This is a genomic window from Streptomyces sp. NPDC002088, from assembly GCF_040296605.1.
GTDB lineage: Bacteria > Actinomycetota > Actinomycetes > Streptomycetales > Streptomycetaceae > Streptomyces.
In genome coordinates this window covers 159,746-182,453 of sequence record NZ_JBEOXO010000023.1, presented here as the reverse complement: position 1 = coordinate 182,453, position 22,708 = coordinate 159,746, and the positions used below count along the sequence as shown (strand labels likewise).

The following is a 22,708-nucleotide window of genomic DNA, read 5'->3' as shown; positions in this document are numbered from 1 at the left end:
ACTCCAGACCAGTGAAGTCAGCATGATCAAGAGATCGCGGAGTGGCTCACTTTTCATCCGCCGTACGTGGCCCTCGTTTCACCCGTTGCCGACACCAGTGCGCGGGTTCGGCTCTGCGCAACGCCGGCCGCAGCGGTGGAAAGCCGGCCGCAACGCCTTCGAGACCACATTCGGCGGGCGGATCTACGCCGCCCGCTGCTGACAACGCACGGGCAGCGCCGCCTCGCCCTGGCGAGCGAGGCGGCGCGTCACTGCTCACCGCGTCGAGTCAGGGTGCGGGCGAAGGATCAGACAGAAGTTCGTCGAGCGACCTGGTCACCTTGCTGACCGTCGCGCTGGGCGTGCTGTGCCCTGTACGGGATATGCGGAAGGCGGAGGTGCGGCTCGATCCACGCCCAGGATGCCCGCGTGGATCGAGCCGGCCAGGTGGGGCCCAGGCGGAGAACATCGTGGGAGCGGCTGACCCGGGGCGCCTGCCTCGCACTGCCGGTCGTGTAGAGTGGCCGTACCGACGCGGGGTGGAGCAGCTCGGTAGCTCGCTGGGCTCATAACCCAGAGGTCGCAGGTTCAAATCCTGTCCCCGCTACGAACGGAAGGGCCCGGCAGTTGCCGGGCCCTTCCGCATGCTCCCCATACCGGCTGCGGGGGGCTCATTCACGTCGTTCCCCCACGTTGACAGAACTTCTGCGCGAGATCGAGGAGCACCACGGCCCGTACGAGGCGACCGCTCCCGAGCACCACTGGGCGGATTGGTATGCCGCGTACATCGGCGCCCGTGAACACGGCCGGACTCCCGACGAGGCGGTCGGCAACGCCGCACTCCACATGGAAGCACCGGGTGCTCGGTCGGCGTCACGGCTGGGTCGAGACCTGTCTGGAGAGGTTCGGGCAGGCCCCGCAGGAGGTCTTCCACGAGGGCAATTCGGTTCTGCACACCGTGGAGTACGAGGCGGATCCCCGTCGGCGCCCACTGGATTCGACGAGGTCCAGGCGCTGTTCGATGCGGCTGATGCCCGCCCGGCCAAGGTGCGGGGGCAGGGCCGCAAGGGAGCCTTGGCCGCGCTGCGGGACGTGGCGGCACTGAGGAGGATCTACGCCTATGGCACCTGACGCACCGAGTCCTCCCGGGTCGACCTGGTGGATCTGCGGCGTAGCCGGAAGGCCTGCCCGACTTGCTACCGGACCCGGCGTGCGACGTCGGCGTCGTGCTCCTCCTCCCGGTCTTTCCGGTCAAGGCTGGTACATGTCGCCTACTGGGCGGCGAGTTCGGCGTTCGCCCTGGCGGTGACATGGGCGAGCGCGCGGGCGGCGATCTCGCGCTCGGCCGCCGGAAGGTCGCCGTACAGCCGCTCGGTCAGCTCGGTCACGGCGTCCGTGAACTCTCGCTGGAGGCTGTCGCCCTTGTCCGTGAGGGACCTTCGGGCGCCGTCGATCAGGCCGGCATCGGCGAGTTCGTCGAGCAGGGTGTGCGCCTCCGACTCGCCGATCTTGAGTGTCGAGGTCAGGCGGTCGACGGCGCCGGCGCTGTCGAGTCCGTCGGCGACGGCCTTGAGTGCCACGGACTGGTGGAAGGTCAGGTTCGAGGCGGCGAGGAGCCGATCCCGCACGGCGGCGATCGCGTGGTACGTGATGCCGATCAACTGGCCGTTGAGGAGGGGGGCGGAGGTGGCGGTGGCGGTCATGGCGTGAATCTCCTTGTGGGCGAGGCGTGTTGGAGCTCCGACCATCAACCGGAGAGTTCTCCGGTTGATGGTCGCAACTCTAAGCGGAGAGTTCTCCGATTTTCAAGAGGTAACCGGAGAAGTCTCCGCTACGTCCGGTACGCTGCTTCGCATGACCGCCCCCATCGAGCGCGCCGACGCCGCCCGCAATCGCCTCCGCATCCTCGACGCCGCTCGGCGCCTGCTCGCGGCGGACGGCTTCGCCGATCTGTCCCTGGATGCGGTGGCCAAGGAGGCCGGGGTCGGGGTCGGCACGGTCTATCGGCGCTTTCACAACCGGGCGGGGCTCGTCTACGCCCTGATCGAGGACAACGAGACCCGCTTTCAGGAGGCGTTCACGCGGCACTGCGAGGACGGAGCCCTGTCGGCGCACGACCGGCTGCGCGCCTTTCTGCACGGCATGGCCGAACTCGCCGACGACAACCGGGAGTTGCTGCTCTTGGCAGAGGCGAGCGCGCCGGCGGGGCGCTATCGCAGCGCCCCCTTTCGCCGGCACCACGAGCAGATCGTCGGCATGGTCGCGGAGCTCGCCCCCGGCGTGGACGCCGCCTACGTGGCGGATCTGCTCCTTATGGCATACACGCCGGGCCTGTTCGACTTTCAGCGCACCGAGCGAGGCTGGGACGTGGACCGCATCAAGCGCGGCCTTGACGCGCTGATCGCCGGCATCGGGGCCGTCGAGGAGGCTGATCAGCAGCCGTCGTAACCGGCCGTCGGCATCAAGAGGCGGCGGTGGATCAGGGCCTTCATGCCCGCGTCGTACGCCGGCTCGTCCAGGCCCGGCGTCTCGAGCCGCACCCCGCGGCGCGCGCTCGGCGGTCAAGTCGTCGGCGGAGCTGACGGCCCGCCCCGGTACGCGCCGGCTCGGCGCCACGGACAGCTCGACCCCGCCCGGATCGACGTCAGCCCACGGGTCGCGGTGGTCCGTGCGCAGTCCGTGCAGGAGCAGCTCTCTGGTCATGAGTGACGGTGAAGGGGCGCAGGGGCTTGGTCGGGCCGGGCTGTGGGGCTGTGGTCACGGGCATTCGTTCGGCCGTTCGACGCACTCAATGCCCGTGGCCATCTCTTCCCAGGGCCCGTAGGGGCGGCCGGAGCGCCCATGGGGCAGCGTGCCGGCGAGCGCTGCCGCACGGGACCTACTCCAAGACCGCGGCATCGAGCAGTCGCACGTGCAAGAGCGCCGTGCACAGGTCAGACAGCTCGAGCCACCCGTCCTGCGCCCATTCCTGCCACACCTCGATGCGTCGGCGCACGCGCATGCTGCACAGCAAGTCCCGCGCGGCCCTCTGGGCCATGCTCAACCTCAGCCGGCGGCCCTCAGGTCGTCTGCGTGGGCTCGACCGCGCGTGATACCTCCGCGAGGAGCGACTCGACCTCCGCTCCCCAGCGCGAGCTCACCACCAGGTCCCGCGCGGGATCGATCCACAGCAGGTGGCCACCGCCGTTCCCCCGGGCGCAACGCCCGGAGGGCGAAGCCTCGGGCCAGACCGTGAGGTGGTCGTTCAGCCACCATGACAGCCCGTAGTTGGGCTTGACCGGGCAAGGCCGCCACATCTCCTCGGTCCACCGGGCGGAGAGCAGCCGGCGCTCGCCCCACTGCCCGCTCCGGAGGCAGAGCTGCCCGATCCGGGCCAGGTCGAGGGCGCTGATCCACAGTCCGCCGCCCCAGTGTGCGCCACCGGACACCACGGGGACCCGCCTGCCGTCGAGCTCGACCACGGAGTCGGCGTAGCCGTGCCAGGACCAGTCGGACGAGGTCCCGATCGGCTCCATGATCCGCTCGCGCAGCACTTCGGGCAGGGGCCGGCGGAGCAGGACGGTGAGCGCCAGGGCGGTCAGGTTCACCCGGACGTCGTTGTAGGCCCAGCCCGCTCCGGGCGGGCCTCCGGCCGACTCTGTCCCCTCCCGGGTGCTCTGGGCATCGACCCAGGTGGGCTTGGACCAGAGCTCACCCTCCCACTGGCTGGTCTGGTCCAGGAGGTGCCGCCAGGTGATCTTCCGTCCCTGTGCGTCCCCGAACTGCGGCAGGTCGACCGACCGGCAGACCGGCTCGTCCAGCCGGAGCAGCCCGTCGTCGAAGGCCAGGCCGGCCACCAGTGACAGGACGCTCTTGGTGGCGCTGTAGGCCATCTCCTCCCGTTCCGGGTCTCCCCATGAGGCGAGCACCACGCCCCGCCGCACGACGACCCCGCTCGCCCCCTGTCCGTCGAGCAGAGGACCCACCACCTCCCGATGCGAGACGTCAGAGACCTGGGAGGCCAGATAGGACGCCATGTCCTGCACGCCCGGCACCGGGCGCCCGCCCTGCTCCTTGGCCGCGTGCGTCAGCCGGGCGGTGTCCACCCCCGACCACGGGTCGCCGAGATCGATGCCCCCGTCCAGGCGCTCTCCAGCAGCTTCCATCAACCCACCCCTTGCTCGTCTGCGCATGGTCCGGATCACCCCTACCCACGGACGCAGTTCGTCCCCCATACCGGCGTCGTTCCACGCGGCCGGGCGCCGCCGCCAGGTCACGCCGTAACCGAAGTCCAGCCATCAGCGCCGCCGACCTCATCAGCGGCACCGCCACGAAGGAGCCCTCACTGCCCGCGCGTCTCTGACGGCTCACGGTCCCACGTCGTCATCCCGCGGATCGTCGCGGTCAGGATCCGGGCGAGGCGGGGTTCGACCTCCACGACGGCGTGGGCGAGGCGGGGGTCGCTGCGGTAGAGAGCGGCGACTTCCGCACCCGGATTCGCGATCTGCCACAACGCCCCGGCCAGCGCTACCGCGGTCGCGATCAGGTCGACGCTCTCCTGGTCGCTCAATCCGGGCAGGTGCTGGCGCACGGCCGCGATGATCGGCACACGGGCGGCGAACGTGGCGAGCTTGAAGTCGCGTACCGCGTCGAGCGACACGTTGCGCTCAAGGTTGAGCGGCGCATGGGCGAGCAGGTCGCAGAACATCCCACGGGCAGCGAGCGTGGCGGCGATCGCCTGCGCCACGGCGGCCGGGCCCCGATCCGTACTCTCCCGCAGCCGCGCGGACAGCGCCTGCGACCACTCCTGCCAGCCCTCTGCGGTCAGGCGCAGGAAGATCTCTTCGCGCGTCTCGAAGTACCGCAAGAGCGCCGATTTGTGCATCGCCACCTCGGCGGCAATGTCCGTCAGGGTGACGTTCCTGATGTCGCGCTCGCGCCCGAGCGCTCGGGCGGCCTCCAGGATCGAGGCCTCGCGCAGGCGCTTGGCTTCGGGCGAGCGGGCGCGCTGAAACTCGGAGGTGTCCACCCGGCGATGATATCGGAACGCCGTTGCGTTATTAGCGCAACAGTGTTTCACTAACCTCATGCAGCAGACATGGTTCATCACCGGCTCCTCCCGCGGCTTCGGCCGCACCCTCGTCCGTGCGGCGCTCGAAGCCGGAGACCTCGTGGCCGCGACCGCGCGAAACCCCGAGCAGCTGGCCGACCTGACCGAGCAGTTCGGCGATCGGATCCGCCCGATCGCGCTCGACGTGACCGACCCGGCGGCCGCACGCACGGCCCTCGGCGAGGCCCAGGCCCGCTTCGGCCGAATCGACGTGCTGGTGAACAACGCCGGCTACGCCAACGTCTCACCGATCGAGACCGCCCAGGACAGTGACTTCCGCGCGCAGTTCGAGACGAACTTCTGGGGCGTGTACAACGTCACGAAGGCCGCGATCCCGCTCCTGCGTGAGCAGAAGGGCGGGCTGGTCATGCAGTTCTCCTCCATGGGCGGCAGGGTCGGCGGCTCCCCGGGCATCGCCTCGTATCAGGCGGCCAAGTTCGCCATCGACGGATTCAGCCGCGTTCTGCGCGCCGAGACCGCCCCGTTCGGCGTGAAGGTGCTGGTCGTCGAGCCCAGCGGTTTCCGCACGGACTGGGCCGGATCCTCGATGGTCGTCCACGACATCCCGGCGGCATACGCCGAGACGGTCGGCGCCGTCCACACGCGCCTGCGGCAGAACGGCGACGGTGCCGCCGGCGATCCCGTCCGGGCCGCCGAGATCCTCGTGCAGATCGCCAAGCGGCGAGACATCCCCCACCACCTGCCCTTGGGTGTCAACGCGGCCGAAGGCTCCATCGAACTGGACCGCCGACTCCTCGAAGAGGACTTGAAGTGGCGCCAGGTCGCCCGCTCGGCCGACTTCGCAGAGCCCTACCCCGTCCCCCTGCCCTCCGACTCGACGCACTGACCGTTCAGCCGTCCGCCGGAAAACGATGAAAGGGATCACTGCGCTTCGGTGAGCAGGCGGCGCGACAGGGCTTGCTCCTCGGCTCCGCCGTCCCCGTCCGGTTCTGCTTGATACAGGTGAGCCCGCGGTGTGCGGGTCACCGTCTCCGTGCGGGTCACCGTCTCCGTCAGGCGGCGGCGCAGCAGACGGTCAGGAAGCCGCGGCGCAGCGCGCGGGAGGCGGACCCGGGCACTGGGGCGGAGAATGTAGATGCGGGCCTTCGCGCCGTGTTTCCCCCGAGCCGGCGCGGAGGTCCGCCCTCACTGTCCAGCCGCTTCCTCCTGGGCAGCCCTTGCCAGGTCCGAGCCGCTCTCGGGGTCCGTCCTGTACCGGATCAGGCGGTGCCGACGTTCGCCTTGCGCGACCCGCTCTTCAACCACGTGGCCGAGTGCGTGCGTCACGGACGCGGTAGCTGCGCTCGGGAGTTGCGGGGCGGGACCCGACTGTTCCGGGCAGGCAGTCGTCTCGTGTACTGATCGGTACGGCGCGCCGCCGGGCGGAACTCCGCGCGGCACGCCGTCCGGGTACCGGCCGGATCCGCAGACAGGCGTGCGTGAGTCACCGCGTCCGTAGGCGCTCACGTCCTCGCCGGTACCGGCCGCCGGAGCAGGTAGACGGCCGCGGTCGAGACCAGGACGGCCATGCACGCGATGAACACCAGCCCTGCGCCCTCCAGGCCGATCGGACCCGTCAGTATCCCCACACCGATCACCGGCACCGAGATGCCCGCGTACGCCACCACGAACAGGGTCGAGATCACTGCCGCGCGCTGGTCCGAGGGAGACGCCTCCGCCACTGCGGACAGCGCCCCGCGAAACGCCAGCCCCTGTCCGCCCCCGCCGACGATCGCACTCAGCACCACCAGCGGCAGCAGATCCCACCGCAGCGCGCCCGCGAGCAGCGCGAGCCCGGTGAGGAGTCCGGCGCAGCCCAAGGGCAGCGATCGCCCCACTCCGACCCGGCCGACGGCCAGCTGTCCGGCGGTCGAGGCGAAGAAGGCCAGCGCGACGATCAGCCCGCTCACGGCGTGGTTGTGCACGTTCAGGGACTGTGCGAGGAACGCAGGGCTGACCGACGTGAACACCCCGAACAACGCGAACCCCACGAATGAGGCGATCGCCGCCGGCCCGAACACCGCCCGCACCTGTGTGGGCAGGCTGGGCCGTTGCGGTCGTACGGTGCTCAGCGACCGCCGCTCCCGTACGGTCTCCGCAAGCCACAGCAGGACGGCGGCCGAGCAGGCCACGAGGGCGAGGTGTACGGCGAACGGGAGGTACAGCGGCCAGGCAGCGTACTGTGCGAGCACTCCGGCGAGGAGCGGACCGCAGCCCAGCCCGCCCATGTTGGCGGCCGTCGCCACGAACGTGGCCCGGGAGGCGCCGCCGTACGGTGCCAGCTCCATCACGTACGCCGTGGCAGCCCCGGTGAACAGACCGGCGGACAGTCCTGACAGCAGCCGCCCCCCATAGAGCCAGCCCAGCCCGGTGGCGCACAGGAAGCAGACGGCGCTCGCCGCCGCGAATCCCAGGCCCCACAGCAGCACCGGACGCCTGCCCACGGCGTCCGAGGCGTTGCCCGCCAGCAACAGAACGCCGATGACCCCGAAGGCGTACACGGCGTACACGACGGTGACCGTCAGCTCGGAGAACCCGAACTTCTCCTGGTAGAGGCCGTAGAGGGGAGTCGGCAGCGTGGTGCCGGTCATGCACACGGCGAACACCGCCCCGCCGAGCAAACACTGGCGCCACCCTCGGCGATCACCGCCCATGCCGCCGACGGTAACCCCGCGCGCCGCCGTGGTCCGGCCCGGCGCGCCGCCGGTAGGGGAGGGGGCGACGGAGACCGACCAGACAGCAGAGCCGTTCCCCGATCACCCGAACCGCGTACCGAGACCTGCACACCATCCCGATGGAGCCCCCGCCCGAATGGGCGCCATTTATACGGAGGATGACGCTCTGCAGGACGCCGTGGCCGTCGACCGTCCGGGCCGCATGCTTAAGTGGGCCGTCGGACCTCCTGCTGACCAGCACCGACACCAAGGAGCGGCTGCTGGCCGTGAGCGTGCCTGCGGCCGGGCTCGCGATGTGGCTGGCCCAGGACAACGGGCACGGCCTGGTGGCCTGCTACGGATTCGTCCTCGGTACCGCCCTTGTGCCGGTCCCCCGACGGCTGCCGCACCCGCCCACGCCGGCCGCAGCCGTGCCGGCGGGCGGACCCTCCCGCGCCCGAGCACAGCGGTGAGTACAGAGCGACCGCCTGCGGTCTGCCAGTGCGGTTGAAGTGTCGCCGCAGAGTGGTGGCAGTGCCCATGCCGGTGGCTGCGGCGACCGCGCCGATGATGTCGTCGGTGGATTCGAGGAGTTCGTGGGCGGGGTGAATGTGATGCAGATCGTCCACCTGCAACGGTCCTGCCGTGCACCTGCCGTACGGAACCCGCCCTGCCCTGCGACGACTTCGTCCCGTCGAGCCGTGACTCGACGGGACGAAGCGATCAAGGAGCCGGACTCGCTCAGTGCGCGGCGGCGGCACGCTCCAGCCCGGTCTCCGTCGCGTCCCCGGCAGCCGTCCGCGGCGGAAGCTTCGCGCCCTCGATGTCCACGTCAGGGATGATCCCGTCGAGCCGGCGCGGCAGGCCCCAGGCGCGGCGGCCGAGCAGGGCCATGACGGCGGGTACGAGGGTCATGCGGACCACGAACGCGTCGACGAGGACGCCGAACGCGAGCGCGAAGCCGATGGACTTGATGATCGGATCGTCGTTGAAGACGAACCCGCCGAAGACCGCGGCCATGATCAGCGCGGCGGCGCTCACCACCCGGCCGCTGCCGGCCACTCCCTGGACGACGGCCCCCGCCGCGTCGCCCGTGTGCTCGTGGTGCTCGCGCATCCGGCTGACGAGGAACACCTCGTAGTCCATGGCGAGTCCGAACAACACGCCGATCAGCAGCACGGGCAGGAAGCTGGTCACCGGGCCCGCGGACGGGATGTCGAGCAGCCCGTTGAGGTGGCCTTGCTGGAAGACCCAGACCGTGGCGCCCAGGGACGCGGCGATCGACAGCAGGAAGCCGAGGGCCGCCTTGACCGGGACCAGGAGGGAACGGAAGGCGATGGTCAGCAGGATCAGCGCCAGGATCACGATGACCGCGACGAACAGCGGCAGCGCGTCGGACAGCTTGTTCGACACATCGATGCCGGCGGCGGTGAGGCCGGCGATGTAGAGGGTGCCGCCGGCCTTCGCCACGCCGGGCGCGTTCTCGCGCAGGCGGTGCACCAGGTCGGTGGTCGCCGGGGCGTCGGGCCCGGTCTTCGGTACGACGGCCACGACGGTGAGGGTGGCATCGGAATTCGACACGGGCGGGGAGACAGCGGCGACGCCAGGATCGGCGGCCAGCGTCTCGCGCAGGCCGGTAACGGTGGCGGTGCGCTCGGCCGCGGGGATCCCGTCGGTGTCGACGACCGCGGTGAGCGTGGCGTTGAAGCCGGCGCCGAAGCCCTCGGTCAGCAGGTCGTAGCTCTTGTGCTGGGTGCTGTCGGCGGGTTGGGAGGCGAAGCTCGGCAGCCCCAGGCGCAGGTCGCGGGCCGGCACGGCGAGGGCGAGCAGGCCGATGACCCCGGAGACGAGCACGAGCAGCAGCTTGCGGGTGACGGCACGGGCCCACACCAGGCCCCAGGAGCCGCGGGTGCGCCCGCTCTCCTGCGGGCGCGCCCCCGGCTCCTGCGAAACCTTCGCGCTCCGGTCCTTCGTACGGCGGGGGCGCGGCCGCAACCGTTCCCCGAACAGGGCGAGTACGGCCGGTGCGAGGTTGATGGCGATCAGCACCGCCAGCAGGACGGTCGCCGCCGCGGCCAGACCCATCACCGTCAGGAACGGAATCCCGGTGACCGCGAGCGCGGCCAGTGCGATGATCACGGTCGCGCCCGCGAAGACGACCGCGCCTCCGGCCTTGGCCACGGCCCGCGCGATGGAGTCCTCCACGTCCTGCTCGGGGTCGGCGAGCTGCTCGCGGTGCCGGGAGATGATGAACAGGGCGTAGTCGATGCCGACCGCGAGGCCGATCATCAGGGCCAGCACGGTGGCGGTGTTCGTCATCTCCACGAAGCGGGAGATGAACTGTACGCCGAGCACGCCGATCGCCACGCCCACAAGGGCGGTCAGCAACGGGAGCCCGGCCGCGACCAGCGAGCTGAGGGCGAAGGCCAGGACGGCGAAGGCGACGACGACGCCGACGATCTCGGCGGGGCCGCCGACCTCGGTCTTGCGCTGCATGGCGGAGCCGCCGAACTCGACCTCGAGACCGGCGTGCCGGGCCTCGGCCATCGCCTCGGAGAGGGCGTCCTTGGAGCTCTGCGGGACATCGGCGGCCTCGTCCTCGAACTGGACGTCGGCGTAGCCGATCCGCTGGTCGGGTGAGAGGGTGCGGCTCTTGGCCGGGTCGGTGACACGGACGACGCCGGATATGCGGGCGGCCTTCTTCAGGCTCACCCCGAGGGCCGCCTCGGCCTCGGGTGCGGTCAGCCTGTCGCCCTCGGGCGCGGCGAAGACCACCCGGGCCGTACCGCCGGCCGCCTCCGGAAACTTCTCCTCCAGCAGGTCCTGGGCGCGCTGGGACTCGATGCCAGGCACCGTGAACTGCGTGGTGACCTTCCCGCGCAGCGTGATGCCCAGGCCGCCGAACACGGCGAGCAGCAGCAACCAGACCGCGATGACCCGGCCGCGGCGGCGCGCCGCCCACAGCCCCCAGGTGTACAGGCGTGACGCCATGTCCGTTCCCGTCTTCCTCGTCTCGTACGCAACGTCATTGCACCCTATGGCATTTTTGCAGCCGACTGTAAATTAGCCGCTGATGGTAAAGTGCGGCTCATGATGAGCGAGGGTCTGCGGGAGCGGAGCAAGGCCCGCCGCAGGGAAGCGATCCTGAGGGCGGCGTACGAGCTCTTCGCGGAGCGCGGCTTCGAGGCGACGACGATCGCGGACATCGCCGAGCGCGCCGAGGTCTCGGCGCGTACCGTCACGCTCTACTTCCCGTCGAAGCTGGATCTGGCGCTGGCGCAGTCGGCGGCGATGGCGGACCGGCTCGCGGCGGCGCTGCGAGAGCGGCGGCCGGGACGGCTGGCGGTGGACGCGCTGGAGGAGTGGGTGCGCGAGGAGCTTGCCGATCCCAGCGAGCTCGACGACCTCTCGGACCGGATGTTCGACCTGAACCCGCAGCTCAAAGCCATCGCCAATGCACGTTTCGCGGAGGTCGTGGAGGAAGGTGCCCGCCTCCTGGCAGAGGAGCAGGGCGGCGACCCGGGCGACTTCGGGCCCCGTATGGCCGCCGCCGCGGCGGCCGCGATCGTCAGCGAGCTGTGCCACCGGCCCGAGGCGGCCGACATCGACGCGGCGATGGCCTTCCTGCGCGCGGGCCTGGCCACACTCCCGTCGCGGTAGGCGCGCGAGCGTCGGCCGGCGGGCGCCGCACATCACTCGGTGCGGCCTGGGCCCAGAGCATGGTCAGCCCGCCGCGAAGACCGGTCGGCGCCCACCGGCCACCTCGCTTCGGCGTCCGGTTCGGCCACTCGCTCGTGGCGCGACATGACCTCGGCACAAGGAACTGCCGTCGCGTGCGGTGCTCCTGGCCGTCTCGCTTTCTGGTCGGGCGGCGGTGGCAGCCGCTGGTGACGGAACCGGTCGGCCACTGATGATGTCTGGGCAAGCGTGGCGATTTTCCTCTTCCTGGTCCTGACTTTCGCGCCGTTCATGACGCCGTTCGTAGTCGTGGGCGCCGCCGTGGCGCTCGCTGTACGGGCGCGTGATCGGAAGCCGGGCAGTGGGTGGCGCTTGCCGGATGTCAGGTCGTGTGCGCTGGTGACGGTCATGGCCGGCGCGGCGGCTCTTGGCGCGTACGCGTACGGCGTGATGTCTGGTTTCTACATCCTGGACCCGGATCAGATGTGCGCGGCTGCCGGCGCGGCCGGCGATCACGTGGTGACGCGGATGACGCTGCCAGTCAGCGCGCAGTGTGTCACACCGGAGGGCGAGGGAACCGAGTTGGTGCCGAGCTGGGTGAACCCGGTTGTCTTCGGAGGTCTGGTGGTCTGTGTGCTCGCCCTCGGGGCGGGAGTCTCCTCGGGGTGGCGTCGGCGCGCCAACCGGGTGGTGGGTGCAGCAGGGACGGCGAGCCTTGCCGGCGCCGGTCGTTCGGATCAGCCCAGTTCACCGGAGTGAATCCAGACGAAAGACCCGGTCGTTACGCACTTTCGGGCCGCGGCCCGGACGCCGCCGGCGGCCTGCTGAGGCGGCCAGGTGCCGCAGGCGGCGCCCGCAAGGGCCCGCCGTACGGTGCGCCTGAGTTCCGCGTACGTCCTGGAGTGGACGCTGCACCACCTCGACCTGATCGCCCGTCTCCCAGACGTCGCGGGGCCGCCCGCCGAAGGCCTGTCCCGTTCCCGCGCGACGCTGGAAAAGATCGCCGGGGCCGCGTTCCCCACGTCGTTCTCCGACGAGGACGTGCTGCTGATCGGCACCGGACGCCGGGCACCGACCGCCGCGGAGAAGGCCGAACTCGGTGAGCTGGCCGAGAAGCTGCCGCTCGTCCTCGGCCGATACGTCCACTGCAGGCAGACCGAGCAGGTGAGGCGGAGCGAGCAGCCTCACCCGCCGGTGGCACACCGGGCAGACCCTCATCGACGCGCTCAGCATCCAGACAGACGGCCGGTGGATCTGGCCCAGCGACGAAGCCGGTGCTGTTGCTCACCGGTGGGTACGACGTCGGTCCGCCGCCTCGGAACACCGCCGACTCGGCAGGGAGTTGGCGTTCGTCCGGCCGACGTCAGGAGCTCGTGAGGATGACGAGTTGCTGGGTCGCTCGGGTCATCGCGACATAGCGGTCGACCGCTCCTTCGACGCCCTCGCCAAACTCCTCCGGGTCGATGAGGGCGACCAGGTCGAACTCGAGCCCCTTCGACAGCTCCGGGGTCAGCGACCGGACTCGGGACGTCGCCCGGAACGTGGGATCGCCGATGACACAGGCGATCCCCTCGGCACGTGCGGCGAGCCAGGTGTCGAGGATCGAGCTCAGATCCGAAGCAGAGCCGTGTACGACGGGGACGCCGCTGCTGCGGATGGAGGTCGGCACGTTGGCGTCCGGGAGCACGGCCCGGATGACCGGCTCGGCTTCCGCCATGACTTCTTCCGGCGTCCGGTAATTGATGCTCAGGGAGGCCAGGCTGATCCGGTCGAGTCCGATCCGCTCGAGCCGTTCCTGCCACGACTCCGTGAACCCGTGCCTGGCCTGGGCACGGTCCCCGACGATGGTGAAGCTCCGGGACGGGCACCGGAGCAGCAACATCTGCCACTCCGCGTCGGTCAGTTCCTGAGCCTCGTCCACGACGATGTGCGCGAACGGTCCGGCGAGCAGGTCCGGGTCGACGGTGGGCAGTTCGGACTCGTCGACCAGGCTGACCTGGGCGTCCTCGCCGCGCAGCATCGTCACCAGGCCTTCGCCGTCGTCGCCGTCGGCGCCGGAGTCGGCTACGGCCCCGATCAGGTTGTCGACGACCTGCGCCATGCGCTCGCGCTGGGCGGCGATGACGGCCTCGTGCCGACGCTTGCGCCGTGCCGCCTCCGGATCGCCGAGCCGCTGCCGTGCCGCGTCCAGGAGCGGCAGGTCGGACACCGTCCAGGCCTGGGCGTCCCCGCGCTGGAGCCTTTGAACCTCGTCGCGGCTGAGCCAGGGAGCGCACATCCGCAGGTAGGCGGGTACCGACCACAGGTCTCCGACGAGGTCAGCCGCTTCGAGCAGCGGCCACGCGCGGTTGAAGGTCGTGAGCAACTCCCTGTTCTGCAGCAGCGACTTGCGCAGCAGGTCGGCCGAGACATCGCCGTCGTGCTTGTCCACCAGGATCGTGAGCAACTCCTCCCAGACCTGGTCGCGCGCCTCGTTGTGCGGAGTACCGGGATCTGCCGCTTCGAACGCCACGGCCCAGTCGTCGGCGCTCAGCCGGATGTCGGACCAGTGGGTCGTGACCGTCATCCCCTTGGTGGGCGGCTCCTCGTAGAATCTGACGGCCGTCTCGATCGCCTTCACCATGTTCGCGGACGACTTCAGGAGGGCCACGTCCGGGTCGGCCTCGATCGCTGCCGCGGCTCCCTCGGCGACGAGGTCCCGCAGGGTGCAGGTCTGCACGCCCTCCTCTCCGAGGCTGGGGAGGACGTCGGCGACGTAGGCCAGGTAGGGCCGGTGCGGACCGACGAACAGCACGCCGCCCCGACGGTGACCGAGGCGGGGGTCGGAGTGGAGGAGGTAGGCGGAGCGGTGCAGAGCGACGACGGTCTTCCCCGTACCCGGACCGCCGTCGACGACGAGAGCGCCGCGGGATCCCGCGCGGATGATGGCGTCCTGGTCGGCCTGGATGGTGCCGAGCACGTCTCGCATCCGTGCCGACCGGTTGCCGCCCAGGCTGGCGATGAAGGCGGACTGGTCGTCGAGCGCGGCGTGCCCGACAATCCCGTCCGAGGTGAACACCTCGTCCCAGTAGTCGCTGATCCGGCCGTTGGTCCAGCGAAACCTGCGGCGGCTCGCCAGACCCATCGGGTTGGCGTGGGTGGCCCCGAAGAACGGCTCAGCCGCGGGGGAGCGCCAGTCGAGCAGCAGCCGACGACCCGCGCTGTCCGTAAGACCAAGTCGCCCGACGTACACGGGCTCAGGATCGTCCGCGCCGACCATGTGTCCGAGGCACAGGTCCAGGCCGAAGCGGCGCAGTGTGCGCAGGCGAGCGGTCAGCCGGTGGATCTCGACGTCCCGGTCCATGGCCTGCCGGCCTGTGCCGCCGGGCGCCTTGAGCTCGGCGTCGAGGCGGTCGGACAGATCGGCGATCGACTGCTCGAGGCACTCCGCGATGGCCGCGAAATGCTGCTCATCGCCGGCGATCAGCGTCGGGTCGGCCTTGGGGGAGAGGTGGTCGGGTAGGTCAAACGCCCTGGTCGTCAGGGGGTTCACGGTAAGCTCCGATCTGTGGTCACATACGACCATTTCGCGCGGCAAGGCATCTGAACCGGCGTGCCGAACCCGGCGGCCAGGACGAGTAGCGCTCCGCCTGACGTGGACCCCGTGGGCCGTTGTCGGTTCAGGTCGCCAGGGTTTGCACGTTCTCGTGTTCTGGGTGCCGGCTCGACGATCCCGCGTGGTTCACGCGGACACAGGCGGCTTTTCTCGGCTGATCTCGTCGAGCAGCAGCTTCGCGGCCACCGTCGCCCCGTCGCTGCGGATCTCGCCGGCCACGGCGGTCGCCCGTGCGCGGGTCTCGGGGGCCAGAGCCGTGCTGAGCGCGGCCGACAGGGACTCGAAGGTCGGAGTCGGACCAGCGTGTGCCGCGCCGATGCCCAGGTCGGCCACCCGGCCGGCCCAGTACGGCTGGTCCGTCGCCTGGGGTACCACCACCTGAGGCGCGCCGGCCCGGGTGGCCGTCGTAGTGGTGCCCGCGCCGCCATGGTGCACGACGGCGGCCACCCGGCCGAACAGTGCCTGCTGGTTGATCTCGCCGACGACGAAGCAGTCGTCCCGGTTGTCGATCAGGGCCAGGTCGGCCCAGCCGCGCCTGACGAGTGCGCGGCGGCCCTGCGCGCGGATCGCCTCGATGGCCACCTGGGCGACGTCCGTCGATGTGTGCATGGGCATGCTGCCGAAGCCCACGTACACCGGTGGTGCGCCGGCGTCCAGGAACGCCACCAACTCGGCCGGGAGCGGGCGTTCGTCCGGCAGGATCCACGCGCCGGTTTGCACCACGTCGAGGTCCGGCGTCTCCTGCCACGGGTCCAGGATCGGGTCTGTCGCCAACCACGGCTGGCCGCCGATGACGTAGTCGCGAACGTTGTCCACCGGAGGCAGGCCGACTGACGCCCGGTTGGTGTTGAGCGCCTCACCGAACAGCGCGTCGATGCTCTGGGCGTCCAGGTCCCACAGCACCCGGTTGTCAGTCACCTCAGGCGGGAACGGCCGACCCGGATACGCCAGCGGCGGGTGATGCGGCGACGGCAGGGTGAGCTGCTGGAAGGTCACGGACACGGAGCGGATGCCCAGTTTCTCGGCCACCGACCGCGCGCCGGCCGCAGCCGGCATCACGCCGGTCGCCACCAGCGCGTCACATCCCTCGGCCGCCGCCGTCACCGCCTCGAACTGGCCGGCGATCAACTCGGCCGCGCGCTGGGGCAGGTTCGCCGCCGACGGCGGCGGCGCCGCCGCCGTCAGCGCGCGCGCCGACCGGCCGACGGGCACCAGCGGCACACCCACACCGGCCAGCAACTCCGCGAACTCCTCGTCCGGCGGCGCGCACACCCGCACCTCCGCGCCGAGTCCCCGCAACGCCACCGCGAATCCCACCAGCGGTTCGACGTCCCCGCGCGACCCATACGTCGACAACAACACACGCATTCGCGACTCCCCGTTTCTGCAGCTTTTGGCCTCGGCCGGAGATTCTGCTGCACGACCCGGGCCTTGCCGCAAGCCCCCCTGTGCGCTATAAGTTAAGAGTGGCAAGGAGTCGGTACGCTCCTTGCCTTTTGTCGTCCGCCGTGGACGGACGCCTCCTCGGGAAGCGACGGCACGCCGCGTACAACGGGTAGTTCTCCCTTCTTTGCGACGGGCGTAGCCTGCCGGTCTGTCGCGTAGCCGATGCGTCAAGGCAGTCGGCCGGTCCAACCGGTGGGTGTGTGACCCGCAGCGGGGCGCTGTCAGCTCGATCCACGACCTGAGCTCCTGCAGTCGGGTACGGCGACTCACCGCGGGGGCTCCGTGCAAGCGGATCGCGCCGACCAGGGCTGCCTCTGCGGCCCGAACCACCGTACGGGGCCGGGGCGTTGTCAGTGGCGGCTGGCAGGATCGCCGGCATGACGGACAGCATCGACGACTGGCGGTCCCTCCTGGTGCGCTGGAGCCAGGAGTGGGCGGACGCGCAGGACCTGGACGCGCCGGCGGGCGAGCGGCACCCCCGGGACGAGGAACCCCTGGGCACGCGCTGGCTGGGGTTCCCGCCCGCCTCCGAGGAACGGATCCTCGCCGTGGAGGAGCGCCTCGGGCGATGACGAGGCAGGGGCGGCTGATGGCCCGGTAGACCGGGAGCTGGTCCGCTCGCGCGACTCGGACCTGCCGAAACGGTTGGCGAACCGGGCATGCGGCCCGGCTGTCCCCTCGGCTTCGTTTCATTGGCTTCGTTCACGTCTGGTGCTGCGACCGGATAGGTTGGCCGTGTCAGCGGGCGGCAGCCCTGGTCTGCGCGGAGGGCGATGAGCGACAATTACCTGACGGTGATTCCGACCGATCCGTACTGGCAGCCCAGTCAAGCTGAGGCGGATCATGCTGCGGCCGTGTTGTCCGAGATGCTCCCCGACAGCGACGCCCGCAGCGGGATGCAAGTCACATGGCATGACAACGTCGAAGTCGTCCACTGCGGCGCCAACCTGGAGAAGATTTCCTGCTCGGACTGCGGGGCGGATCTAGGTCCATCGGGCTGGTGGGGGGAAACCGTCTCGGAACGCTACTGCGACGGTTTTTCGACACTCGTGATCACGGCCCCCTGTTGTGGCGCTGAGACGTCCCTCAACGAACTGGTCTACGACTGGCCGATGGGATTTGCGAGGTTCAGGATCGAGGTCCTGTACCCGAACCGGGGGTGGCTGACCGACGAGGAGCTGGCCTCCGTTGTAGATGCGTTGGGACATCCACTGCGACAGATCCTTGCGCATTTCTAGCGCCGCATCATCAACGTTCGCCCTGTTGCTGCCTGACGTCAGCTCGTGCTGAGTGGCGTGGTTTGCTCAGCGTCGAGTTGGTGGTCGGCCCAGACGTAGCTTTCGGGGAGCAGGTCGGTGATGGAGGCGGTTCGGAGATGGTCGCCTGCGCCGACGATGACCTTCAGAGCTGGGAAGTAGTCGAGAAGGACTTGGCGGCACCGGCCGCATGGGGGAACGACCCCCCGGTCGCGGTCGCCCACGGCGACGATCGTGTCCAGCTCGTAAGCGCCCTGGGCAGCCGCCGTGCCGACGAGGACCAATTCGGCGCAGGGGCCGCCAGTGAAGTGGTAGGCGTTCACCGCCGTGATGATCCGGCCGTCCCGGGCGCGGGCCGCGGCCGCCATGGTGTGGTTGTCGCCGCGGCATCGAGTGCGCGCGACGTGGGCCGCGGCCTGGATGAGTTCGTGGTCGACGGGGTGGGGATGTGTGGTCATCTTCTCTGCCTTCGTGTGGTGTCAGGCGACGTTGGCGCGCGTGGCGATGGCGCGCAAGCGAATATCGGCGGTGTGCTTGTTCCGCCAGATGATGTAGCGGCGGATCATGCTGCCCCGGGCAGCGGCGAACAGGTGCCGAACGCCGTGCGGGCGGGTGTAGGCCGCTCACCGCCGTGGCCGGGGCTCGCGGTCGGGGTCCTTGTGTCGGCCTCCGCGTTCGACCCCCTGCCGGCCCGGGTGCGGCTGGAGGTTGAGCGGCTCGAACTCGTTCAGGCAGAACACTGCCTCCGGCTCGCCCTCCTCGGGTATGACTTCACGGACGGCGATCGCGTCGTCGACCACCCCCTCGGCGACCAGGAAGTCCGCCAGCCTGGCCAGGTTCCAGGTCGAAAACGGCATCCGAAGTACTCCGGCGGCCGTCCGAAGACCTTCACGCTGCCAGGGCGCCGGGAGATCAAGGAGATCGCCAAGCCCAAGCCGGCCGAGCACGGCCCGTCCTCGTCCCGCCCTGCTACCGGGGCCACGTGGTCGATGGCTCGGCAGTCCGTACTGCACCGGCTACCTCAACCGGCGAGGACGACTGGACGTCCGTCGGCAACGAAGCTCTGACCACCGCCCGAAGGCGGGGCGGCACATAGCGACGATGGTCGCAGTCCTCAAAACCGGGTTCGCCGCGAAAGCCGCATGAGACGAAGCGCGCCCACGCGGCAGGCAACCGGCACGCGGGCGCGCTTACGCCTCACCGCCTGCGGGATAGGCAAACCGGGTAAGGAGATCCGCCAGCTGCTCGGGCTCGCCGGGTCCCAGTTCGGCAACCAGACGCTCAGCCAGCGGCTCCGCCGCCACATGGGCTGCATCGAAAAGTTCGAGTCCCTGAGGCGTGATCTCCACTGCCCGCACCCGCCGGTCCCCCGGAACGGCCTTGCGTACGGCCAGCCCCTTACGTTCCAGGTCGTCCACCACCCGCATGATGCCCGCCTTGTCCGACCCCGTCGCCTCCGCAAGGTCCCGCTGCACAGTGGGCCCGCGGTCGACCAGCACGAGCAGCACGGCAAAATGCCGCACCTCGATGCCGAGCGGCCGAAACGCCTCCGCCATCACCGCGGCCGCGCGCCAGTGCGCCCGGCGCAGCAGCAAGCCGAGAGCGAAAGGCGAGGCATCCCCGGGGCGGTCGGTCGCACGCGAGGCGGTGGAGCTGTGAGGAACGTCGGCGGTCATAACGGCACTTTACCAGCCATCCATTCATTCGAAACGGTATCATTTGAGATTAAATACGGCTTGGATTCCGCCGACCTGAGCCCGGCAGGAGCACCGCATGCTGTCCACCATCGGAGGGGCACCGTGCTGCTCGAGCCCGGTGCCCCGGCCGGGGCGTGCCGCAGCGCAGGCGCACGGGGGTCGTGGAGTCGACGCCCGGCACCGGATCCACGGGGGCGCTGGCGGTGTGCCGCACGGCAGGCGCACATCCGGCGCGCCCGCCTTGCGGCGGCTATGGGGCCCACCAGGCTGCTTGACGACGCAGGCGGCGAAGGGAGCTTGGTCGACGTAGATCCCAACGGGAAAGTCAGTGGCTGTCGAATTACCAATTGGGAGGCACGTCAGAGCCGAAGCCCTTACCGGCTGGACGCTTCTCGAAGTGCAGGTGTGGACCGGTGGCATTTCCGGTGGCGCCGACTTGGGCGATCTTCTGCCCGGCTCGCACGGAACCACCGGTGACGAACCGCTTGGAGAGGTGGCAGTAGTAGTAGTCGGATCCGCCAGAGGTGAGTACGAGGTAGTGGCCGAAGCTGCGGTCTTCCCCGGTGCGGACTGAACCGCTGGTTACAGCGACACAGGGCGTGCCGTGTGCGGCAGCGTAGTCTGCGCCCGTGTGGTAACCCAGGCTCCAGTGCGGCCCCGTCTTGTGATAGGCCGTTGTGACCCCGTGCCCGGGTACGGGCGAGGAGACGTGGCCTTGGCTACGTGTCTTTGGCACGTGGAGGCGATCCCAGGACTGGCGTCCGGGGATGCCGTCAGCATCGCTGCCAGAGAAGCCGAGCTTGCGCTGCCACGCCGCAAAGGACTGACGGTCCGCATCGGTCCACTCGGGGCCCGGTCCCGTGTGATAGTGCCCGCATCCTTCCTCGACGAGACGCTTCCCCATCGCGCGGACTATCGGACTGCGTTGTCCCTTGTGGAAGAACGCCGCTCCAGGGAACGGTTCAAGCCCGGGCATGACTCTCTCCTTAGTAGGGATGTGGGTGTAGGTGCGGATTCGCCTGTTGGACACGCGAGATGTCCCCGTACCTCCCCCAGATATAGTTGATCGCCGCCGCGATATTCGCGACGGGATCATAGATCTGATGGGAGGTACCCTCCTGGTGACTAGCGGCGAACGTTCCGGGAATCACCTGGGCATAACCGCGTGAGCAGTTGAGCTTGGCGCCGTCCGACTGAACCGGTCCCGTTGCATTCCGGTCCTGCATGTTCACCGCGTTGGACCGGAAGGATGACTCTCGCTGTATGAGAGTGAGCAGGCTCGCACCGTTACTGACCCCGGTGACCCAGCTCGGCGGCGCGCCCGTCTTGGTGCATGCCTGTTCGGCAAAAGTGCGCACGGTATCCTTGTCGTTCGGGATGCCAGAGTTCTTTGAGAACCGAACCGAGCTCTTTGCGATGGCCCCTGGGTGTCGACAATCCACGCTAAACCCTGCTCTAGTCCCGAGCTTTGTCAGGGACGAACAGCCGGGGAATCCGTCAGCATCCGCGCCGGTGAAGCCCAGCTTGTGCTGCCAGGCAGCGTACGCAGACTTCGTCTCATCTCCGAAGAACCCCGTGGCTCCTGCCGGGATGCTGAACCCCAAGTCAATCAGGGCGAGTTGAAGGGCCCTTACGTCGTCGTTGTGCTTCCCGAGCCGAACATTGGAAAGGGCAACCATCGGGCCTCCTCCATTTCCAGGCTGGGAGGCTGAAGCAGGGGAATTTGCCCCCATGGAGAGGGGAGTTTGAGGGAGGCGACGCAAGAATCTCTGACCCGCTGCCACGGGCCCCGTGTCCCCCGTATCCACCATGCGCCTGTTGGAAGCCTCTCGCAAACGGAGTAACCTAGCGAGTCGCCGCTATCCTTTCCGGCGACCGTCAGATGCCAGGGACGTTCAGTCTGGCCCAACTGGATTTTGACGGGGATGCCGTCCACGTCGGCGCTGGTACCAGTTACAGTGCGCCTCTTTTGCGCGGCCCGCAGCCGCGTCAGCAGAGGTGCGGCCGCGGGCTCGCGGTCGCCGGGGTTCGCGGTGGTGATCGCGATCATCGGGGCGGCGGCTCGCCGATCGAAAGCTTCGACGAACTGCGCACGGCCCTCGCCGCCAATCGCTCGCAGTTCTACATCGACGTGCCGACGGGTCCGTTCTACGGCTTCAACCGGCCCGGCGTGAAAGTGTCGCAGAGGCTGATCGACGCATCAAGGCGTTCTCCGAGACCGACTTCAACGAGGACCTGAAAAAGATCGACGTCCCGGTCCTTGTCGCCCACGGCGCCGACGATCAGATCGTGCCGTATCCGGACTCAGCGCCGTTGTCGGCCAAGCTCCTGAAACACGGCACCCTGATGAGCTACGAGGGGCTTCCCCACGGCATGTTGTCGACCCATCCGGATATCCTCAATCCCGACATCCTGGCCTTCTTGAAGGCATAGGGCTCGTCAGCGGCAACACCCGCTCTGCGCAGTCGGCAGCCCGGAGTCCGACAGGCCGGCGGTTTCAGGAACTGCCGGAGGAGGCCGCGTCGGCTTCCTTAGCCGCACGCTCCAGTCGGTCTCGATGGTTCTCCCACCACACCGAGTCGCCCGGCGCCATGCTGGCGTTGCCCTTGTTCATCCCCACGGCCCCGTCGATGAGTTCCCGAACGATATCGGCGTGTCCGGCATGCCGGTGCGTATCAGCAATCACGCGCACAACGGCATGATGCAATGTCACCTCGTTTCCGTTGCTCGGCCACCACGGCACCCTGCCGATCGTGTCCAGCGCCAGTGCGTCGATCGTCGCGTCCGCGTGCGCCCACGCCCGGCGGTAAAGCTCCACGATGTGCTCGCGTGACTCGTCGGCGGTGGCCCACATGTCCGCGTTGGGCTCAGCACCGTCTTCGAGCCAGGGCAGCGGCTCGCCGGAGGGCCGTCCGAAGGTGTCGCCGAGGTAGCCCAGCTCCACGCTGGCCACGTGTTTCACCAGGCCCAGGAGGTTGGTGCCGGTCGGCGTCAACGGGCGCCGTATGTCGTACTCCGAGAGTCCTTCGAGCTTCCACAGCAGGGCATCGCGGGCGGACTGCAGGTAGAAGTGGAGGTCAGTCTTGGGATCCGATGCGGTCATGGGGCCATTCTGCCGCTCGCGCGATCTTTGGCCACCGCCTTTTGCCCATTGCTCGCGGCGCACCCCCTTGTGGTCGCGCGTATCTGCCCCATCACCCCAGGCGCTTCGCCCCGGGAAAGCTCTGACATTGAGAGCCCTGCAGTCCCTCGGCTGGATGGCGTTCGCTCTCGTGGCACAGCGGATCAAGGCCGGCGAGCGCGCGGGTATCTGC

19 protein-coding genes, 1 tRNA gene and 6 pseudogenes are annotated in these 22,708 nt (G+C 69.5%); 11 read left to right on the top strand and 15 right to left on the bottom strand.

Annotated features, from left to right (window positions below; translation table 11 throughout):
• Window positions 1-202, top strand: a 202-nt coding sequence (locus ABT114_RS37420; RefSeq protein WP_351147798.1) for a hypothetical protein, incomplete at its 5' end; no start/stop codon positions are given.
• Between the two features lie 310 nt (window positions 203-512).
• A tRNA-Met gene (locus tag ABT114_RS37415) sits at window positions 513-586 on the top strand.
• A gap of 664 nt (window positions 587-1,250) precedes the next feature.
• Here ABT114_RS37415 and ABT114_RS37410 read toward each other — a convergent pair.
• Window positions 1,251-1,682 carry a hypothetical protein gene (locus tag ABT114_RS37410; RefSeq protein WP_351147796.1) on the bottom strand — a complete coding sequence of 144 codons (432 nt, stop codon included), beginning with the start codon at window positions 1,680-1,682 and terminating at the stop codon, window positions 1,251-1,253.
• A 151-nt stretch (window positions 1,683-1,833) separates the two neighbouring features.
• Between ABT114_RS37410 and ABT114_RS37405 the strand changes: the two genes are divergently transcribed.
• Window positions 1,834-2,427: a TetR/AcrR family transcriptional regulator gene (locus tag ABT114_RS37405; RefSeq protein ID WP_351147793.1), complete on the top strand. Its 594-nt coding sequence runs from the start codon at window positions 1,834-1,836 to the stop codon at window positions 2,425-2,427.
• Here the strand turns inward: ABT114_RS37405 and ABT114_RS37400 are convergent.
• The 3 genes and pseudogenes from ABT114_RS37400 to ABT114_RS37390 form a co-directional block, all read right to left on the bottom strand.
• Window positions 2,412-2,685: pseudogene (locus ABT114_RS37400) on the bottom strand (hypothetical protein); the annotation flags it as partial. The gene ABT114_RS37405 and the pseudogene ABT114_RS37400 sit on opposite strands and share 16 nt — an antisense overlap.
• 353 nt (window positions 2,686-3,038) lie before the next feature.
• Complete coding sequence (locus ABT114_RS37395; RefSeq protein WP_351147791.1) at window positions 3,039-4,124, bottom strand: serine hydrolase domain-containing protein; 1,086 nt, start codon at window positions 4,122-4,124, stop codon at window positions 3,039-3,041.
• 176 nt (window positions 4,125-4,300) lie between these two features.
• The gene (locus tag ABT114_RS37390; protein ID WP_351147788.1) at window positions 4,301-4,987 is read right to left on the bottom strand and encodes a TetR/AcrR family transcriptional regulator; all 687 of its coding nucleotides are present in this window, start codon (window positions 4,985-4,987) and stop codon (window positions 4,301-4,303) included.
• A 58-nt stretch (window positions 4,988-5,045) separates the two neighbouring features.
• Here ABT114_RS37390 and ABT114_RS37385 point away from each other — a divergent pair, with 58 nt between their 5' ends.
• The gene (locus ABT114_RS37385; protein ID WP_351147785.1) at window positions 5,046-5,915 is read left to right on the top strand and encodes an SDR family NAD(P)-dependent oxidoreductase; all 870 of its coding nucleotides are present in this window, start codon (window positions 5,046-5,048) and stop codon (window positions 5,913-5,915) included.
• A gap of 616 nt (window positions 5,916-6,531) precedes the next feature.
• Here ABT114_RS37385 and ABT114_RS37380 read toward each other — a convergent pair.
• The gene (locus tag ABT114_RS37380) at window positions 6,532-7,722 is read right to left on the bottom strand and encodes an MFS transporter (protein WP_351147782.1); all 1,191 of its coding nucleotides are present in this window, start codon (window positions 7,720-7,722) and stop codon (window positions 6,532-6,534) included.
• Between the two features lie 179 nt (window positions 7,723-7,901).
• On the opposite strand from ABT114_RS37380, the gene ABT114_RS37375 reads away from it, so the two are divergent.
• Window positions 7,902-8,195 (top strand): hypothetical protein, encoded by a 294-nt coding sequence (locus ABT114_RS37375; protein WP_351147779.1) that lies wholly within the window; start codon window positions 7,902-7,904, stop codon window positions 8,193-8,195.
• A 268-nt stretch (window positions 8,196-8,463) separates the two neighbouring features.
• Here ABT114_RS37375 and ABT114_RS37370 read toward each other — a convergent pair whose 3' ends face one another.
• A complete protein-coding gene (locus tag ABT114_RS37370) occupies window positions 8,464-10,713 on the bottom strand; it encodes an MMPL family transporter (RefSeq protein WP_351147777.1) in 2,250 nt (749 codons plus the stop codon).
• Between the two features lie 99 nt (window positions 10,714-10,812).
• Here ABT114_RS37370 and ABT114_RS37365 point away from each other — a divergent pair, with 99 nt between their 5' ends.
• The 3 genes and pseudogenes from ABT114_RS37365 to ABT114_RS37355 all read left to right on the top strand — a co-directional run.
• Window positions 10,813-11,382: a TetR/AcrR family transcriptional regulator gene (locus ABT114_RS37365; RefSeq protein WP_351147774.1), complete on the top strand. Its 570-nt coding sequence runs from the start codon at window positions 10,813-10,815 to the stop codon at window positions 11,380-11,382.
• A 267-nt stretch (window positions 11,383-11,649) separates the two neighbouring features.
• Window positions 11,650-12,159 (top strand): hypothetical protein, encoded by a 510-nt coding sequence (locus tag ABT114_RS37360; RefSeq protein ID WP_351147771.1) that lies wholly within the window; start codon window positions 11,650-11,652, stop codon window positions 12,157-12,159.
• A gap of 129 nt (window positions 12,160-12,288) precedes the next feature.
• A pseudogene (locus ABT114_RS37355) lies at window positions 12,289-12,534 on the top strand (maleylpyruvate isomerase N-terminal domain-containing protein); the annotation flags it as partial.
• A 229-nt stretch (window positions 12,535-12,763) separates the two neighbouring features.
• Here the strand turns inward: ABT114_RS37355 and helR are convergent.
• Both helR and ABT114_RS37345 read right to left on the bottom strand, forming a co-directional pair.
• The gene (helR, locus tag ABT114_RS37350; RefSeq protein ID WP_351147768.1) at window positions 12,764-14,932 is read right to left on the bottom strand and encodes an RNA polymerase recycling motor ATPase HelR; all 2,169 of its coding nucleotides are present in this window, start codon (window positions 14,930-14,932) and stop codon (window positions 12,764-12,766) included.
• A 189-nt stretch (window positions 14,933-15,121) separates the two neighbouring features.
• Window positions 15,122-16,363 carry a glycosyltransferase gene (locus ABT114_RS37345; RefSeq protein WP_351147766.1) on the bottom strand — a complete coding sequence of 414 codons (1,242 nt, stop codon included), beginning with the start codon at window positions 16,361-16,363 and terminating at the stop codon, window positions 15,122-15,124.
• A 455-nt stretch (window positions 16,364-16,818) separates the two neighbouring features.
• Here ABT114_RS37345 and ABT114_RS37340 point away from each other — a divergent pair, with 455 nt between their 5' ends.
• The gene (locus ABT114_RS37340) at window positions 16,819-17,013 is read left to right on the top strand and encodes a hypothetical protein (protein WP_351147764.1); all 195 of its coding nucleotides are present in this window, start codon (window positions 16,819-16,821) and stop codon (window positions 17,011-17,013) included.
• Between the two features lie 201 nt (window positions 17,014-17,214).
• Window positions 17,215-17,679 carry a hypothetical protein gene (locus ABT114_RS37335; protein ID WP_351147761.1) on the top strand — a complete coding sequence of 155 codons (465 nt, stop codon included), beginning with the start codon at window positions 17,215-17,217 and terminating at the stop codon, window positions 17,677-17,679.
• Window positions 17,680-17,717: 38 nt separating this feature from the next.
• Here the strand turns inward: ABT114_RS37335 and ABT114_RS37330 are convergent, their stop codons facing one another.
• The 6 genes and pseudogenes from ABT114_RS37330 to ABT114_RS37300 form a co-directional block, all read right to left on the bottom strand.
• On the bottom strand, window positions 17,718-18,155 hold the full coding sequence (locus tag ABT114_RS37330) for a cytidine/deoxycytidylate deaminase family protein (protein WP_351147758.1): 438 nt from the start codon (window positions 18,153-18,155) through the stop codon (window positions 17,718-17,720).
• 21 nt (window positions 18,156-18,176) lie between these two features.
• Window positions 18,177-18,554, bottom strand: a pseudogene (locus ABT114_RS37325) (hypothetical protein); the annotation flags it as partial.
• Between the two features lie 333 nt (window positions 18,555-18,887).
• Complete coding sequence (locus tag ABT114_RS37315; protein WP_351147755.1) at window positions 18,888-19,373, bottom strand: MarR family winged helix-turn-helix transcriptional regulator; 486 nt, start codon at window positions 19,371-19,373, stop codon at window positions 18,888-18,890.
• A gap of 361 nt (window positions 19,374-19,734) precedes the next feature.
• Window positions 19,735-20,019 (bottom strand): annotated as a pseudogene (locus tag ABT114_RS37310) (M23 family metallopeptidase); the annotation flags it as partial.
• 105 nt (window positions 20,020-20,124) lie between these two features.
• Window positions 20,125-20,367 (bottom strand): annotated as a pseudogene (locus ABT114_RS37305) (peptidoglycan-binding protein); the annotation flags it as partial.
• A gap of 13 nt (window positions 20,368-20,380) precedes the next feature.
• Window positions 20,381-21,073, bottom strand: coding sequence for a transglycosylase SLT domain-containing protein (locus tag ABT114_RS37300; protein ID WP_351147753.1), 693 nt, complete (start codon window positions 21,071-21,073; stop codon window positions 20,381-20,383).
• A 230-nt stretch (window positions 21,074-21,303) separates the two neighbouring features.
• Here ABT114_RS37300 and ABT114_RS37295 point away from each other — a divergent pair.
• Window positions 21,304-21,827, top strand: a pseudogene (locus ABT114_RS37295) (alpha/beta fold hydrolase); the annotation flags it as partial.
• A 64-nt stretch (window positions 21,828-21,891) separates the two neighbouring features.
• Here the strand turns inward: ABT114_RS37295 and ABT114_RS37290 are convergent.
• Window positions 21,892-22,497 (bottom strand): DinB family protein, encoded by a 606-nt coding sequence (locus ABT114_RS37290; protein ID WP_351147750.1) that lies wholly within the window; start codon window positions 22,495-22,497, stop codon window positions 21,892-21,894.
• Between the last annotated feature and the right edge of the window lie 211 nt (window positions 22,498-22,708).